Here is a 15,591-nt window from a genome sequence, read left to right as displayed (position 1 = left end):
CTCGACGGCGTCGACGTCATCCGAGGGACGCCGGCCACGGGCCGGTCGCGGGTGGGTGGGCGACGCCACGACCGGCCTCAGCGCCGGGCGCTGCCGCTGGGCCGGCGGCGGGCCACCAGGCCGACGGTCACCCCGGCGATGGTCAACGCCAGGCCGCCCGGCAGGAGCAGGCCGCCGAACCCGCCGGAGTCGGCGGTGCCGCCGAAGCCGGTGGCCGGGCCCGGGACCGACCGGTGCGTGGGCTGCCGGGTGGGCGTTGGGGTCGGGTTGACCCGCTTGACCACTTGGAGCATGGTGCTGGCCGTCCCGTCGTTGGGGCACTCCAGCTTGACCCGGTAGTTGCCGGGCCGGGTGCGGTCGCGCACCATCGGCGTGGCGCTGAGCAGGCCCCGCTGCGGCTGCACCTGCACCCGCCCGAAGGCGTCCGACACGACCGTCGCCGGCACCGAGTTGTCCCGGCAGCTCGCCCTGATGCCTACCAGGAAGCCGGGCTCCACCGTGCCGGGGGTCACCTCGACGAAGATCACGTCGCTTGGTCGCTGCGCCTCGTCCCCGGTCTGGGGGTCGGGGACCGGCTCGGCCCGGGCCGGCCGGACCGCCGGCGCCGCGGGACCGGCCACCGCCGAGGCGGTCACCGGCAGCGGGCCGGCGAACGCCGCGAAGGCGACCACCGCACCGAGGCGCGTGACTGACACCATGAGCCCTCCCGGCGCCATGGGCCGTACCGCGCAGCGGACCGCCCGTCCTGCCGTACGGGATGAATCCTCTCACCCCTGGCCGCTTGCCACATCCGATCCGGCGGAGCGTCGCGTACCCTCGGATCGCTGTGACCTCCACCGACCCGCACCCCGTCGCCGACCGCGCGTCCCGGATCCGCACCTTCCACCCGCGCCGCGGCCGGATGAGCGGCCGGCAGACCGACGCGCTGGACCGGCTCTGGCCGACGTACGGCCTGGACATCGCCGACCTCGACGGGCCGTTCGATCCGGCGGCGCTGTTCGGTCGCCGGGCCCGGTTGGTGCTGGAGATCGGCTCCGGCATGGGGGACGCGACGGCGGTGATGGCCGCCGCCGATCCGGACCGAGATTATCTGGCGGTCGAGGTGCACACGCCGGGAATCGCCAACCTGCTCGACCTGGTGCACCGCCAGGGGCTGAGCAACGTCCGGGTGGCGCTGGGCGACGCGCTGGACCTGGTCCGGGCGCTGCCGGAGGCGTCGCTGGACGCGGTGCACGTCTTCTTCCCGGATCCGTGGCCGAAGTCCCGGCACCACAAGCGGCGGATCATCCAGCCGGTGCACGTGGCGCTGCTGCGGTCCCGGCTGGCGCCGGGCGGCACCCTGCACTGCGCGACGGACTGGGCCGAGTACGCCGGGTCGATGCGGGCGACGCTGACCGCCGACCCGGAGTTGGTCGACGTGCACGGCGGCTTCGCTCCGCGCCCGGCGCACCGTCCGGTGACCAAGTTCGAGCGGCGGGCGCTGACCGCCGGCCGCGACGTCTTCGACCTGGTGTTCCTGAAAGCAGGGGCCCCTTATTAACGCGAGCGTCAGGCGCCAGGTGTTAAGAAGGGGCCCCTGCTCTACCGGAGGCGTTAATAAGGTGCCCTTCCTTGCACAGCCCGGTTGGCGCGGGAGGCCATGATCCAGGCACGATGGGGGTGCCATGACACTCACCGCCGCGCTGCCGAAGAGCACCGACCCCGACACCCTCTACGACGCGTTCGCCGGCTGGGCGTCCGAGCGCGGCTTCGACCTCTATCCGCACCAGGAGGAGGCGGTCATCGAGATCGTCTCCGGCGCGAACGTGATCATGAATACGCCGACCGGCTCCGGCAAGAGCCTGGTGGCGATCGCGGCCCACTTCGCCGCCCTGGCCGACGACCGCACCACCTTCTACACCGCGCCGATCAAGGCCCTGGTGTCGGAGAAGTTCTTCGCCCTCTGCGACGTCTTCGGCGCGGAGAACGTCGGCATGCTCACCGGCGACGCCAGCGTCAACGCCGATGCCCCGATCATCTGCTGCACCGCGGAGATCCTGGCCAACCTGGCGCTGCGCGAGGGCAAGCGGGCCGACGTCGGCCAGGTGATCATGGACGAGTTCCACTTCTACGCCGAGCCGGACCGGGGCTGGGCCTGGCAGGTGCCGATCATCGAGCTGCCGCAGGCCCAGTTCGTCCTGATGTCCGCCACGCTGGGCGACACCACCCGCTTCGTCGACGACCTGACCCGGCGCACCGGCCGGCCGACCGCCGTCGTCCGCTCGGCCGAGCGGCCGGTCCCGCTCCTCTTCTCGTACGCGATGACCCCGCTGCACGAGACCCTGGAGGAGCTGCTGGAGACCAAGCAGGCCCCGGTGTACGTCGTGCACTTCACCCAGGCCGCCGCGCTGGAACGGGCGCAGGCGCTGATGAGCGTGAACGTCTGCACCCGGGCCGAGAAGGACATGATCGCCCAGGCGATCGGCAACTTCCGGTTCACCTCCGGCTTCGGCAAGACGCTGTCCCGGCTGGTCCGGCACGGCATCGGGGTGCACCACGCGGGCATGCTGCCGAAATACCGCCGCCTGGTGGAGACCCTCGCCCAGGCCGGCCTGCTCAAGGTCATCTGCGGTACGGACACCCTCGGCGTCGGCATCAACGTGCCGATCCGCACGGTGCTCTTCACCGGTCTTTCGAAGTACGACGGGGTCCGGACGCGGCTGCTCAAGGCCCGCGAGTTCCACCAGATCGCCGGCCGGGCCGGGCGGGCCGGCTACGACACCCTGGGCCGGGTGGTGGTGCAGGCCCCCGAGCACGTGATCGAGAACGAGAAGGCCCTCGCCAAGGCCGGCGACGACCCGAAGAAGCGCCGCAAGGTGGTGAAGAAGAAGCCGCCGGAGGGCTCCATCGGCTGGGGCGAGGCGACCTTCCAGCGCCTGGTCGAGGCCGAGCCGGAGCCGCTGACCTCCAGCTTCCAGGTCAGCCACTCGATGCTGCTCAACGTCATCGGCCGTCCCGGCGACGCGTTCGCCGCGATGCGCCACCTGCTCACCGACAACCACGAGGACCGGGCCGCGCAGCGGCGGCACATCCGCCGGGCCATCGCCATCTACCGGGCGCTGCGGGCCGGCGGCGTGGTCGAGGAACTGCCCGAGCCGGACGAGACCGGCCGCCGGGTACGGCTCACCGTCGACCTCCAGCTCGACTTCGCGCTCAACCAGCCGCTGTCGCCGCTGGCCCTGGCCACCATCGAGCTGCTCGACGCCGAGTCCCCGTCGTACGCCCTGGACGTGCTCAGCGTGATCGAGTCGATCCTGGACGACCCCCGGCAGATCCTCTCCGCGCAGCAGTTCAAGGCCCGCGGCGAGGCGGTCGCCGCGATGAAGGCCGAGGGCATCGAGTACGAGGCCCGCCTCGAACTGCTCGACGAGGTGACCTGGCCCAAGCCCCTGGCCGAGCTGCTGGAGGGCGCGTACGAGATGTACCGGCAGGGCCACCCCTGGGTCGCCGACCACCAGCTCTCCCCCAAGTCGGTGGTCCGCGACATGTACGAGCGGGCGATGACCTTCCCCGAGTACGTGCAGTTCTACGGGCTGTCCCGCTCCGAGGGGCTGGTGCTGCGCTACCTCGCCGACGCGTACAAGACGCTGCGGCAGACCGTGCCCGAGGACGCCAAGACCGAGGAACTGGTCGACCTCATCGAGTGGCTGGGCGAGCTGGTCCGCCAGGTCGACTCCAGCCTGATCGACGAGTGGGAGCGGCTGCGCAACCCGTCCGACGTCGAGCAGGTCGCCGCGTCGCTGGAGGACCGGACCACGGCGGTCACCCGCAACACCCGCGCCTTCCGGGTGCTGGTGCGCAACGCGCTGTTCCGCCGGGTGGAGCTGGCCGCCCTGCGCCGCTGGGACCTGCTCGGCGAGCTGGACGCCGCGAACGGCTGGCACGCCGACGCCTGGGCGGACGCCCTGGAGCCGTACTTCGAGTCGTATGACGGGATCGGGGTCGGGCCGGACGCGCGCGGGCCGGCGCTGCTGATGATCGAGCAGGGCCGGGACAAGTGGGTCGTCCGGCAGATCCTGGACGACCCGGAGGGCGACCACGACTGGGGCATCAGCGCCGAGATCGACCTCGCCGCCTCCGACGAGGCGGGGGTCGCCGCCGTCCGGATCACCGACGTCGGCCAGCTCTAGACAGCGTGCGAAAAAGGGCCATCCGGGATGTCCGGGTGGCCCTTTTCGTGCCCTGGGCGATGTCAGCCTTGTCGATTAGAATGTATGTACTAATCGAGCTGTTGACCTGGGAGGATGCTCGTGACTGCGCCCACCTCCACCGCCCCTGTCACCCCCTACGCCACCCTCCTCGGTTTCACCCGGTACGTGGACCGCACCGGGCCGACCAAGGCCACCTTCGTGGGCGGCCTGCGCAAGCAGCGGGCCAGCCGGCACGGGTTCAACCCGCACGGCCAGTTCGTCAAGGCGCTCAAGGCCGACATCGCCTTCCACACCGGCGGCACCCACCTGGAGCAGGTGCCCGACCTGGTGAAGCCCCGGTGGCGCCCGCTCTACCAGGCCCTGGTGCCGGGGGCGACGGCGTGGCTGCGCTCCCTCGGCGAGCCGGCCGAGGTCGACCTGGCCCAGACCCGGGACGCCCTGGCCATGCTGGGCGACCTGCCTGTCAAGATCAACCCGCACTTCGGCGTCCGGTACGCCGACGGCCGCGCCGAGGCGGTCCGGCTGCACTTCGACGAGGCCCCGCCGAGCGAGGAGGCCGCCCTGGCCACCCTGCACCTGATGGCGCGGCACATGGACGCGGTCCTGCCGCACGCCGAGCCGGTGCTGGTCGACGTCCGCCGCGGCGAGGCCCACCGGATGCCCGAGGCGGTCAAGCCCGAGCAGGTCGAGCAGTGGCTGGCCGGCGAGGCGGCCGCCTTCCGCGCCATCTGGTCCACCGCCGCCTGACCGGTCCGCACCCCGCACCATCGCCCCGCATCATCGCCCCGCACCATCGCCCCGCGCCCCCCGCGCCCGCGCCCGCCCCACCCCGCCCGCACCCGCACCCGCACCCGCACCCGCACCCGCACCCGCAAGATCGTGCTCGATATGGGAAGTAGTGGCCTCGACGACACGTCAAGGCCACTACTTCCTTGTTTGAGCGCGATCTTGGGGACGGGGACGGGGTTATCCACAGGGGACAGCGGGTGAGAGCTCAGGTCGGCAGGGTGGCGGCATGCCCAAGGCACCTCGTCGACCTCCCGCCCTGCGCGGCAGGATCTTCCGTGGCTCCGCCGCGATCAGCGGTGGCCTGCTCACCCGAAATGATCTTCGCAGCTCCGCGTGGCGGCCTCTCTTCCGAGACGTCTATGCCGACGCCAGCATCCGGGTCAGTCATCCGCACCGCTGCGGCGCCGTGATCCGCTGGCTCGTGCCGGCCGGCACGGCCATCGCCGGCCGCAGCGCTGCGGCGCTCTACGGGGTGGCGGCCACCTCGCCCGAGGATCCGATCGATGTGCTGGTGCCGACCGGCGCCGACCGGCCCTCGCCGGCCCCGTCGAGCCGGCGACGCGGCCCCGTCAAGGGGCTACGTGTGCATCACGCCGACGTCTGCCCGGACGACGTCGTGGAAAGATCCGGCCTGCCGGTGACCTCCCCGGCGCGGACCTGCTGGGACCTCGCCCGCTGGCTGGACGTCGTGGAGGCGGTCGTCGTGATCGACGCGCTCCTGGCCCGACGGGTCGTCACGCTTGCCGCGCTGCACCGCTACGCACTCGACCGCGCCGGGGAGCGCGGCTGGCGTGCGCTGCTGCGGGCGGCCGGCCTGGCGGATGCGGGCGCCGAATCGCCGCAGGAATCGAGAACGCGGGTGCGGCTGGTGCTGGCGGGGCTGCCCCGACCGCAGACCCAGTGGATCGTCACCGCCGCTGGCCGTTTCGTCGCCCGGCTGGACCTGGCATGGCCCGAGTTCAAGGTGGCGGTCGAGTACGACGGGCAGTGGCACGACGAGCCCGGGCAGCTCCACCGCGATCGCCGCCGGTTGAATCGGCTGCTCGGCGACGACTGGATCGTGTTGCACGTGACGTCGCGGCGGCTTCGCGACGACTTCGACGGCTTCCTGGCCGAGGTCCGGGCGGCGCTGCGCTCCCGCGGCTACCGCCGCCGCTGACCGCTCCTCCCCCGCCGCCACACCACAGGACCAACGAAGCAAGATCACGCTCGATCGTGGAAGTAGTGGCCTGCACGGCACGGCGAGGCCACTACTTCCACGATCCAGCGTCGGCCCACCCGCGAGGTGGGCCCCGCGCCCGCGCGGCGGGGCGCGGCGAGGGCGGCGCGGGCGCGGCGGGGGTGGGGCGGTCAGCTGGCCAGGTACTTCTCGAGGTCGTCGAGGATCTTGTTGGCGGCACCGACGCCGATACCGGTCATCCAGATCTCGTCGGAGACGACGTGCGCCCTGCCCGCCTGCACGGCGGACAGCCCCTGCCAGAGGCTGCCGGTGGTCACCTTCGCCTGCTCGGCGGCGGCCTTCTCGCCGTACGCGGTGACGAAGATGACGTCGCCGTCGACCTCGTTCACCCGCTCCGGGCTGACCAGGTCGAAGCGCTTGTCCTCCTTGCCGTCCAGGCGCTGCCGCTCGGGGCGGCCCAGCCCGGTGTCGCCGATGACGATGCCGGAGAAGGAGTCCGGGCCGTACACCCGGATGTTGCCGGGGATGAAGCGCACGATGGAGATCTTGCGCGACGCGGCGTCGCCGAGCCCAGCGCCGAACTCCTTGGCTCGCTTCTCGTAGGCCGCCAGCAGCTCGCGCGCCTGCTGCTCCCGGCCGAGCGCCTGGCCGTCGAGGAGGAGGTTCTCCTTCCAGGTGATGCCCACCTTCTCGGTGAACACGGTCGGCGCGATGGCGGACAGCTCGTCGTAGAACTTCTCCTGGCGGAACTTGCTGCCCAGGATCAGGTCCGGCTTCAGCGCGTTGATCGCCTCCAGGTCGGGCTCGGTGAGCACCCCAACCTCCTTGATCCCGGCGAGCTTCTCGGCACCGAAGTAGGTCGGCCAGCTCTTCGCCTCACCGGCGGTGGCCGCGCCGACCGGGGTGACACCGAGCGAGAGCGCGGTGTCGATCTTGTCCGTGTCGAGCACCACGACCCGCTGCGGGTCGGCGGGCACCTTGGTGGTGCCCATGGCGTGGGTGACCTCCCGGGTCTCCCCGGTGGCGGTGCCGGCGACGGGGTCGCTCTCACCGCAGGCGGTGAGGCCGACGCCGAGGGTCAGGGCCGCGGTGAGGGCGGCGGCGAGTCGACGCATCAGTGTCCTTTCGGGTACGGGCCGACGTGCGGGCGGTCCGCGTCGTCGGTGGCGTTGCGGGTGGCCGGCGCGGCCGGGCCCTTCGGGGCGGAGCCGGCCGACCCGGCAACGGGCACGGATCCGGCCGACGAGCCAGGACCGGCCGACGGGTCGGCAACGGGCACGGGCGCGGCGGTCGATGGGCCGGCGGACGGCGCGGCGGCACCGGGCGACGGGGCCGGCGACGGGCTGGTCCGGCCGGGCACCACCAGGGGCGCGCCGGTCACCGGGCAGGGCACCACCACGCAGTCCAGCCCGAAGACGTCCCGGACCAGCTCGGCGGTGAGGATCTCCCGGGGCGGCCCGGTGGCCACCACCCGGCCGGCGCGCATGGCGATCAGGTGGTCGGCGTACCGGGCGGCCTGGTTCAGGTCGTGCAGCACCGCGACCACCGTGCGGCCCCGGTCGGCGCGCAGCCGGTGCAGCAGATCCAGCACCTCCACCTGGTGGGCCAGGTCGAGGAAGGTGGTCGGCTCGTCCAGCAGCAGCGCCTCGGTGTCCTGGGCCAGGGTCATCGCGATCCACACCCGCTGCCGCTGCCCGCCGGAGAGGGTGTCGACCGGACGGTCGGCCAGGCCGGCGACGTCGGCGAGGGTCATCGCCCGGTCCACCGCCTCGGCGTCCTGCGCGGACCACTGCCGCCACCACCGCTGGTAGGGCTGGCGGCCCCGCCCGACCAGGTCCGCGACGGTGACCCCCTCGGGCACCAGCGGGCTCTGCGGCAGCACCCCGAGCCGCCGGGCCACCTCGCGGGTGGGCAGGTCCCGGATCGCGGTGCCGTCGAGCAGCACCGTGCCGCGCCGCGGGGTGAGCAGCCGGGCCAGGGTACGCAGCAGGGTGGACTTGCCGCAGGCGTTGGGCCCGACGATGACGGTGAACGCGTCGGCCGGCAGGGTCAGGTCCAACCCGTCCAGCACGGTCCGCTCGTCGTAGCCGGCGACCAGGTCACGGGTGGCGAGCATCGGGCCTCCTCCGGCCGGGGTGGCCGTCACGCGGACCGCCTGCGGCCGCGGACGAGCAGGAACATCAGGTACGGCCCGCCGATGGCGGCGGTCAGCACGCCGGCCGGCAGTTGGGTGGGGGCGAACAGCCGCCGGCCGGCGAGGTCGGCGAGCACCAGCAGCAGCGCGCCGACCAGCGCGGCGCAGACCAGCGGCGGACGTTCGGCGCGGACCAGCCGCCGGGCCAGTTGCGGGGCGACCAGGGCGACGAAGTCCACCGCGCCGACCTGGGCGGTGACCGCCGCGGCGAGCAGCACGCCGGTGGCGGCCAGGCCGATCCGGCGGGCCACCGGGCGCAGCCCGACGCCGCGGGCGGTGTCGTCGTCGAGGGCGGTCGCGTTGAGGGCCCAGCCGGCCCAGGCCAGCACCGGCAGCAGCGCGACCAGGGTGCCCACGATCCACCACGTCTCGGTCCAGCCCTTGCCGGCGAGCGTGCCGATGAGCCAGATCTGCGCCCGCAGCCCGTCGATCGGGTCGGCGGAGAGCAGCACCACCTCGGTCAGCGCCCGCAGCGCGAAGGCGACGGCGACCCCGGCCAGCACGAAGCGCTGGGCGGCCAGCCCGTGCCGGGCCCCGAGCGCGAGCAGCAGCAGCGCGGCGACCAGCCCGCCGAGCAGCGCCGCCGGGGCCACCAGCACCGCCGCCGCGCCGGTGGTGATGGCGACGGTGGCCGCCAGGCCCGCGCCCTGGGTGATGCCCACCACGTCGGGGCTGGCGATCGGGTTGCGGGCCACGCTCTGGATCAGCGTGCCGGCCAGGCCGAAGGTCGCCCCGGCCACCGCCGCCAGCACCAGTCGCGGCAGTCGCAGGTCGAGCACGACCAGGTCGTACGGGGTGCCGGCGCCGGAGAGCGCGCGCAGCACGTCGGCGGGGGCGACGTACGGGGTGCCGAGGGAGAGGCTGAGCACCGCGGCGGCGGCGAGCAGCACGGTCGAGGCGAGCGCGACGAGCACGGCGCGCCGGCGGACCTGGAGACTGACCGGCCCGACCCGCACCAGCGCCCGCCCCGGCAGGCCACCCATAAGCCGACGCTCACCGACCGCCGCCCGGCTCACGCCGTCACGACCTTGGCTCGGCGGACCAGGTACGCCAGCAGCGGCGCGCCGATCAGCGCGGTGACGATCCCGGCGGGCACCTCGCCGGGCGGCGCGATCAGCCGGCCGGTGATGTCCGCGCCGAGCAGCAGGGCCGGCCCGAGCAGGGCGGAGACGGCGAGGGTCCACCGGTGGTCGGCGCCGACCAGGGCCCGGGCCAGGTGCGGCACGGCGAGCCCGACGAAGGCGATCGGCCCGGCGGCGGCGACCGCGGCGCCGGTGAGCAGCACCGCCGCCGCGCCCCCGGCGAGGCGGACCAGCCCGACGCGGTGGCCGAGGCCCCGGGCGACGTCGTCGCCGAGGGCGAGCGCGTCGAGTCCCCGGGCGACCAGGGCGGCCAGCACCAGCCCGCCGAGGACGAACGGCAGCACCTGCGCGGTGACCGGCAGGTCCCGGCCGGTGAGGCCGCCTACCACCCAGAACCGGTACTCCTCGAAGGTGCGGGCGTCGATGCTGAGCAGCGCGTACACCAGGGAGGCCAGGCTGGCGTCGAGGGCCGCGCCGATCAGCGCGAGGGTGACCGGCGAGGCGCCCTCCCGGGTGCGGGTGGCGACCGCGAAGACCAGCAGGCCGGCGCCGAGCGCGCCGGCGACGCCGAACCAGACGTACCCGGCGAGGCTGCCGACGCCGAAGACGGCGATGGCCAGCACCACGCCAAACGAGGCGCCGGCGCTGATGCCGAGGATCCGCGGCTCGGCGAGGGGGTTGCGGGTGAGCGCCTGGAACAGCACCCCGGCGACGGCGAGCGCGAGCCCGACGACCAGGCCGAGGAGCGTCCGGGGCAGCCGCAACTCGCGGACGATGGTGCTGGCCGTGCCGCCGTCGGGGGCGACCAGCGCGTGCCACACCTCGGCGGGGGCGAGCGGGCGGCTGCCGAGGGCGAGGCTGGCCAGCACGACGAGCGCCAGTGCGAGCGCCGCGCCGGCGGCGACGGTCGGCCGGCGACCGCGCGGCCCGCCGGGGGCGACGGCAGGGCGTACGGCGAGGGTGGTCACGATGCTCCCGGGTCGGTGCTGAGGGCGGCCCCACCCTAGCCGAGCCAGGTAAGCCTTACCTAATTGACCGGCGGGGGGTGTGGCATCCGTCCCGTCGGACGAGGCGAATCGCCGTAGCCTTGGTGGATGCGCTTCGACCAGCACACCGTGGTCCTCCTGGTCCGGCCGGCCGACGCCCCCGAACTGCCCCAGGACGCCCTCGACCGGCTGCAGGACGCCCACCTGGCCCACCAGGCCGGCCTGGTGGACGCCGGCCACGTGATCGCCGCCGGGCCGCTGCTCGGTCAGGACGACGACCGGCTGCGCGGCATCGCCGTGCTCGGCGTCGACCCGGCGATGGCGCGCGAGCTGTACGCCAACGACCCGGCGGTCCGGGCCGGCCGGCTCGCCGTGCAGGTGATGAGCTGGATGGTGCCGGAGGGCAGCGTACGCTTCGAGAGCGTGCCGGTCCCCCGGTCGATGCTGGAGGTGGCGTCCGGCGACTGACCGGCTCAGTCCTCCGAGGCCGGCCGGCTGCCCGGCACCGCCGGCAACGGCCACTGCCCGGTACGCACCGACAGCGCCGGGTCCGGCTGCTGGTCCGCCCAGACGTACGCCTCGGGCAGCAGGTCGGCGACCGGCACCACCCGCAGGCCGTCCATCGGCCCGACGATCACCCGCAGGCCCGGGACGTAGTCCGACAGCACCTGCCGGCACCGGCCGCACGGGGCGAGCACACCCCGGCCCGCGTTGCCGACGGCCACGATGGTCTCCAACTCCCCCGCGCCCTGGGTCGCCGCCGCGCCCAGCGCCACCACCTCGGCGCACGGCCCGCCGGTGAAGTGGTAGACGTTCACCCCGGTGAAGACCCGCCCGTCGACGCTGCGCACCGCCGCCGCGACGGAATGGTTCTCGCTGCGGCACCGCAGCTTCGCCACCGCCGTGGCGGCCTGCACCAGGGCCCGGTCGGTCTCCTTCATCACGGCCTCCGTCCTCCCCACCGGTCGGCGGTCACTCTAGCCCGGCGCAGCCGGGTTGCCCGGTCAGCCGGGCCGGTGGCGTGCCGGCCGGTAACCCGGGAGCGGTCGGGCGGCGGGCTGCCTATCCTTGGCGACGACATGCACACGCCACCCGCACCCGCCGCGCCCGACACCGTCCGCGACCTGCACCGCCGGCTGCCCACCCTGATGTTCCGCGACCAGCGCCGGCTGCAACGGCGCCTCGACGGAGTCCGGAAGCTGCGCGACCCGCAGCGGCGCGAGTCGGCGCTGGCCGAGATCGGCGCCGAGGTGGGCCGGGCCGAGGCGCGGCTGGCGGCCCGGCGGAGCGCCGTGCCGGCGATCACCTACCCGGCGCAGTTGCCGGTCAGCGAGCGCAAGGACGACATCGCCGCCGCGATCCGCGACCACCAGGTGGTGATCGTGGCCGGTGAGACCGGCTCCGGCAAGACCACCCAGCTGCCCAAGATCTGCCTGGAGCTGGGGCGCGGGATCACCGGGCTGATCGGGCACACCCAGCCCCGCCGGTTGGCCGCCCGCACGGTGGCCGACCGGATCGCCGACGAGCTCGGCACCGAGCTGGGCGACGTGGTCGGCTACAAGGTCCGCTTCACCGACCAGGTGGGCGACAACAGCCTGGTCAAGCTGATGACCGACGGCATCCTGCTGGCCGAGTTGCAGACCGACCGGATGCTCCGGCAGTACGACACGCTGATCATCGACGAGGCGCACGAACGCAGCCTCAACATCGACTTCATCCTGGGCTATCTGCGGCAGCTGCTCCCCCGCCGGCCCGACCTCAAGGTGATCATCACCTCGGCGACCATCGAGACCGACCGGTTCGCGCAGCACTTCGCCGACGCCGGGGGCAAGCCGGCGCCGGTGGTCGAGGTCTCCGGGCGGACCTACCCGGTGGAGGTGCGCTACCGGCCGCTGGTCGAGGTCACCGAGGCCGAGGCGGAGGACGAGGCCGACGAGGAGAACGTCCGCGACCAGATCCAGGCCATCGGCGACGCGGTCGAGGAACTGGCCGCCGAGGGGCCCGGGGACATCCTGGTCTTCCTCAGCGGCGAGCGGGAGATCCGGGACACCGCCGACGCGCTGGGCAAGCTGGTGCAGTCCCGGCGTTCGCTGCTGGGCACCGAGATCCTCCCGCTCTACGCCCGGCTCTCGGCCGCCGAGCAGCACCGGGTCTTCGCCCCGCACAGCAACCGCCGGGTGGTGCTCGCCACCAACGTCGCGGAGACCTCGCTGACCGTGCCCGGCATCAAGTACGTGGTGGACCCGGGCACCGCCCGCATCTCCCGCTACTCCAGCCGGCTCAAGGTGCAGCGGCTGCCCATCGAGCCGGTGTCGCAGGCCAGCGCCAACCAGCGCAAGGGGCGCTGCGGGCGCACCTCGGACGGCATCTGCATCCGCCTCTACGACGAGCCGGACTTCGACTCCCGGCCGGAGTTCACCGACCCGGAGATCCTGCGCACCAACCTCGCCTCGGTCATCCTCCAGATGACCTCGATCGGGCTCGGCGACATCGCCGCGTTCCCGTTCATCGACCCGCCGGACCGCCGCAACATCACCGACGGCGTCAACCTGCTGCACGAGCTGGGCGCGCTCGACCCGGCCGAGACCGACCCGGCGAAGCGGCTCACCGCGCTGGGCCGGCGGCTGGCCCAGCTCCCGGTCGACCCCCGGCTGGCCCGGATGGTGATCGAGGGCGAACGCAACGGCTGCGCCACCGAGGTCGTCGTGATCGCCGCCGCGCTCTCCATCCAGGACCCGCGCGAGCGCCCGGCCGACAAGCAGGCCCAGGCCGACCAGGCGCACGCCCGGTTCGCCGACTCCGAGTCCGACTTCGTCGCGTACCTGAACCTGTGGCGGTACCTGCGCGAGCAGCAGCGGGAGCTGTCGTCCAGCGCGTTCCGCCGGATGTGCAAGGCCGAATACCTCAACTACCTGCGGGTACGCGAGTGGCAGGACATCGTCAGCCAGTTGCGCCAGGTGCTGCGTACGCCGGAAGCGGGTGACGGCCGACGCGGCAGGCGCGGCGCGACGGAGGCCGCGACCGACGGCGGCCGGCGCGGGGTCGGCGCGGACCTGCCGGAGGAGATCGACACCCCGAAGGTGCACCAGTCGCTGCTGCCCGGCCTGCTGTCGCACCTCGGGCTCAAGGACGCGCAGAAGCACGAGTACCTGGGCGCCCGGGGCGCGAAGTTCGCGATCTTCCCCGGGTCGGCGCTGTTCAAGAAGCCGCCGCGCTGGGTGATGGCCGCCGAGCTGGTGGAGACCTCCCGGCTCTGGGGGCGGGTCGCCGGCCGGGTCGAGCCGGAGTGGGTGGAGCCCCTCGCGCAGCACCTGGTGAAGCGCAGCTACAGCGAGCCGCACTGGGAGAAGAAGCAGGCCGCGGTGATGGCCTACGAGAAGGTCACCCTGTACGGCATCCCGCTCGTCACCTCCCGCAAGGTCAACTTCGGGCGGATCGACGCGGGCCTGAGCCGGGAGCTGTTCATCCGGCACGCCCTGGTCGAGGGCGACTGGCAGACCCACCACCAGTTCTGGAAGGACAACCAGCGGCTGCTGACCGAGGTGGAAGAGCTGGAGAACCGGGCCCGGCGGCGCGACATCCTGGTCGACGACGAGACGATCTTCCAGTTCTACGACGAGCGGATCCCCGCCGACGTGGTCTCCGGGCGGCACTTCGACTCGTGGTGGAAGAAGACCCGGCGGGAAACCCCCGAGCTGCTCACCTTCACCCGCGAGCTGCTGGTCAACGCCGGCCGGGGCGGGGTGGACGAGGACGACTACCCCGACGAGTGGCGGGCCGACGGGGTGGCGCTGCCGCTGACGTACACCTTCGACCCGACCGCGCCCACCGACGGCGTCACCGTGGACATCCCGCTGCCGCTGCTCAACCAGGTGCCGGCGGAGAGCTTCGACTGGCAGGTGCCCGGGCTGCGCGAGGAACTGGTGATCGCGCTGATCCGGTCACTGCCCAAGGCGATCCGGCGCAACTTCGTGCCGGTGCCCGACTACGCCCGGGCCGCCCTGGCCGCGATCACCCCCGGCGAGGAGCCGCTGCTCGACGCGCTCACCCGGCAGCTGCGCCGAATGACCGGCGTCACCGTGCCACGCGAGGCGTGGGAGCCGGCGAAGCTGCCGGCGCACCTGCGGGTCGGCTTCCGGGTCCTCGGCGACGACGACAAGCCGGTCGCCGAGGGCAAGGACCTCGGCGCGCTGCAACGCCAGCTCCGCCAGGAGGTACGCCAGGTGGTGGCCGCCGCCGCGCCGGACGTCGCCCGGACGGGCCTGCGCGAGTGGACCATGGAGGATCTTCCGCGCACCATCGAGCAGGTCCGCGCCGGCTACGCGGTGACCGCGTACCCGGCCCTGGTCGACGAGGGCGCCACGGTCGGGGTGAAGGTGTTCGACTCCCCGGCCGAGCAGGAGGCCGCGCACTGGGCCGGCACCCGGCGGCTGCTGCGGCTGACCGTGCCGTCGCCGGCGACGTTCCTCCAGGGGCGGCTGAGCAACGAGGCGAAGCTGGCGCTGTCCCGCAACCCGCACGGCGGGGTGCCGGCGCTGATCGAGGACGCGGCCGGCGCGGCGATCGACAAGCTGATCGCCGACGCGGGCGGCCCCGCCTGGGACGCCGAGGGCTTCGCCGCGCTGCGCGAGCGGGTCCGCGCCGACCTGGTCGACACGGTGGTGGAGGTGATGAACCGGGCCCGGCAGGTGCTCGCCGCCGGGTACGCGGTGCAGCAGCGCCTCGGCGCCACCCGGAACCTGGCCGTGGTGGCCGCCCTGGCCGACATCCGCAAGCAGCTCGACGGCCTGGTGCACGCCGGGTTCCTCACCGAGGCCGGGTACGCCCGCCTGCCCGACCTGCTGCGCTATCTCACCGCGATCGAGCGGCGGCTGGACCGGCTGCCCGGCAACCCGCAGCGCGACAAGCAGCAGCAGGACCGGATCGCCGTGGTCGAGCGGGAGTACCAGGACATGCTGGCCGCGCTGCCGCCCGCCAAGCGGCAGTCCGCGGCGGCCCGGCAGATCCGCTGGATGATCGAGGAGCTGCGGGTGAACGTCTTCGCGCAGGCGCTCGGCACCCCGTATCCCGTGTCCGAGCAGCGGATCTACCGGGCGATGGACGACGCCGAGGGACGCTGAGCAACCGACCCCGCCATCGACGCGACAGCCGGCTGCCGGGGCCCGCGATC

Annotated in this window: 11 protein-coding genes and 1 pseudogene; 6 read left to right on the top strand and 6 right to left on the bottom strand. The window is 73.7% G+C overall.

The window, feature by feature from the left end; genetic code table 11:
• Positions 1–77 precede the first annotated feature (77 nt).
• Entirely contained in the window at positions 78–698 is a 621-nt protein-coding gene (locus tag K7640_RS23835) for a hypothetical protein (RefSeq protein ID WP_222957124.1), read from the bottom strand.
• Positions 699–826: 128 nt separating this feature from the next.
• Between K7640_RS23835 and trmB the strand changes: the two genes are divergently transcribed.
• The 4 genes from trmB (at position 827) to K7640_RS23815 (ending at position 6,138) form a co-directional block, all read left to right on the top strand.
• The gene (gene trmB, locus K7640_RS23830; RefSeq protein WP_222957123.1) at positions 827–1,540 is read left to right on the top strand and encodes a tRNA (guanosine(46)-N7)-methyltransferase TrmB; all 714 of its coding nucleotides are present in this window, start codon (positions 827–829) and stop codon (positions 1,538–1,540) included.
• A gap of 124 nt (positions 1,541–1,664) precedes the next feature.
• Positions 1,665–4,169: an RNA helicase gene (locus K7640_RS23825; protein ID WP_222957122.1), complete on the top strand. Its 2,505-nt coding sequence runs from the start codon at positions 1,665–1,667 to the stop codon at positions 4,167–4,169.
• A gap of 120 nt (positions 4,170–4,289) precedes the next feature.
• Positions 4,290–4,937: a hypothetical protein gene (locus tag K7640_RS23820; protein WP_222957121.1), complete on the top strand. Its 648-nt coding sequence runs from the start codon at positions 4,290–4,292 to the stop codon at positions 4,935–4,937.
• 268 nt (positions 4,938–5,205) lie between these two features.
• Positions 5,206–6,138, top strand: a complete 933-nt coding sequence (locus tag K7640_RS23815) for a type IV toxin-antitoxin system AbiEi family antitoxin (protein ID WP_222957120.1) — start codon at positions 5,206–5,208, stop codon at positions 6,136–6,138.
• Positions 6,139–6,329: 191 nt separating this feature from the next.
• Here K7640_RS23815 and K7640_RS23810 read toward each other — a convergent pair whose 3' ends face one another.
• The 4 genes and pseudogenes from K7640_RS23810 to K7640_RS23795 all read right to left on the bottom strand — a co-directional run bounded on the left by K7640_RS23810 (position 6,330) and on the right by K7640_RS23795 (position 10,403).
• Complete coding sequence (locus K7640_RS23810; protein ID WP_222957119.1) at positions 6,330–7,274, bottom strand: ABC transporter substrate-binding protein; 945 nt, start codon at positions 7,272–7,274, stop codon at positions 6,330–6,332.
• Between the two features lie 167 nt (positions 7,275–7,441).
• Positions 7,442–8,275, bottom strand: a pseudogene (locus tag K7640_RS23805) (ABC transporter ATP-binding protein); the annotation flags it as partial.
• Positions 8,276–8,301: 26 nt separating this feature from the next.
• Complete coding sequence (locus tag K7640_RS23800) at positions 8,302–9,336, bottom strand: iron chelate uptake ABC transporter family permease subunit (RefSeq protein WP_255609820.1); 1,035 nt, start codon at positions 9,334–9,336, stop codon at positions 8,302–8,304.
• Positions 9,337–9,365: 29 nt separating this feature from the next.
• A complete protein-coding gene (locus K7640_RS23795) occupies positions 9,366–10,403 on the bottom strand; it encodes an iron ABC transporter permease (protein ID WP_222957118.1) in 1,038 nt (345 codons plus the stop codon).
• Positions 10,404–10,529: 126 nt separating this feature from the next.
• Between K7640_RS23795 and K7640_RS23790 the strand changes: the two genes are divergently transcribed.
• A complete protein-coding gene (locus tag K7640_RS23790; protein WP_222957117.1) occupies positions 10,530–10,889 on the top strand; it encodes a YciI family protein in 360 nt (119 codons plus the stop codon).
• Positions 10,890–10,894: 5 nt separating this feature from the next.
• Here K7640_RS23790 and K7640_RS23785 read toward each other — a convergent pair whose 3' ends face one another.
• Positions 10,895–11,362 carry a cytidine deaminase gene (locus tag K7640_RS23785; protein ID WP_222957116.1) on the bottom strand — a complete coding sequence of 156 codons (468 nt, stop codon included), beginning with the start codon at positions 11,360–11,362 and terminating at the stop codon, positions 10,895–10,897.
• A gap of 138 nt (positions 11,363–11,500) precedes the next feature.
• Between K7640_RS23785 and hrpA the strand changes: the two genes are divergently transcribed.
• The gene (gene hrpA, locus K7640_RS23780) at positions 11,501–15,541 is read left to right on the top strand and encodes an ATP-dependent RNA helicase HrpA (protein ID WP_222957115.1); all 4,041 of its coding nucleotides are present in this window, start codon (positions 11,501–11,503) and stop codon (positions 15,539–15,541) included.
• Positions 15,542–15,591 lie beyond the last annotated feature (50 nt).

The organism is Micromonospora sp. PLK6-60, assembly GCF_019890675.1.
Lineage (GTDB): Bacteria > Actinomycetota > Actinomycetes > Mycobacteriales > Micromonosporaceae > Micromonospora.
This window is presented reverse-complemented; position numbering and strand designations above follow the sequence as displayed.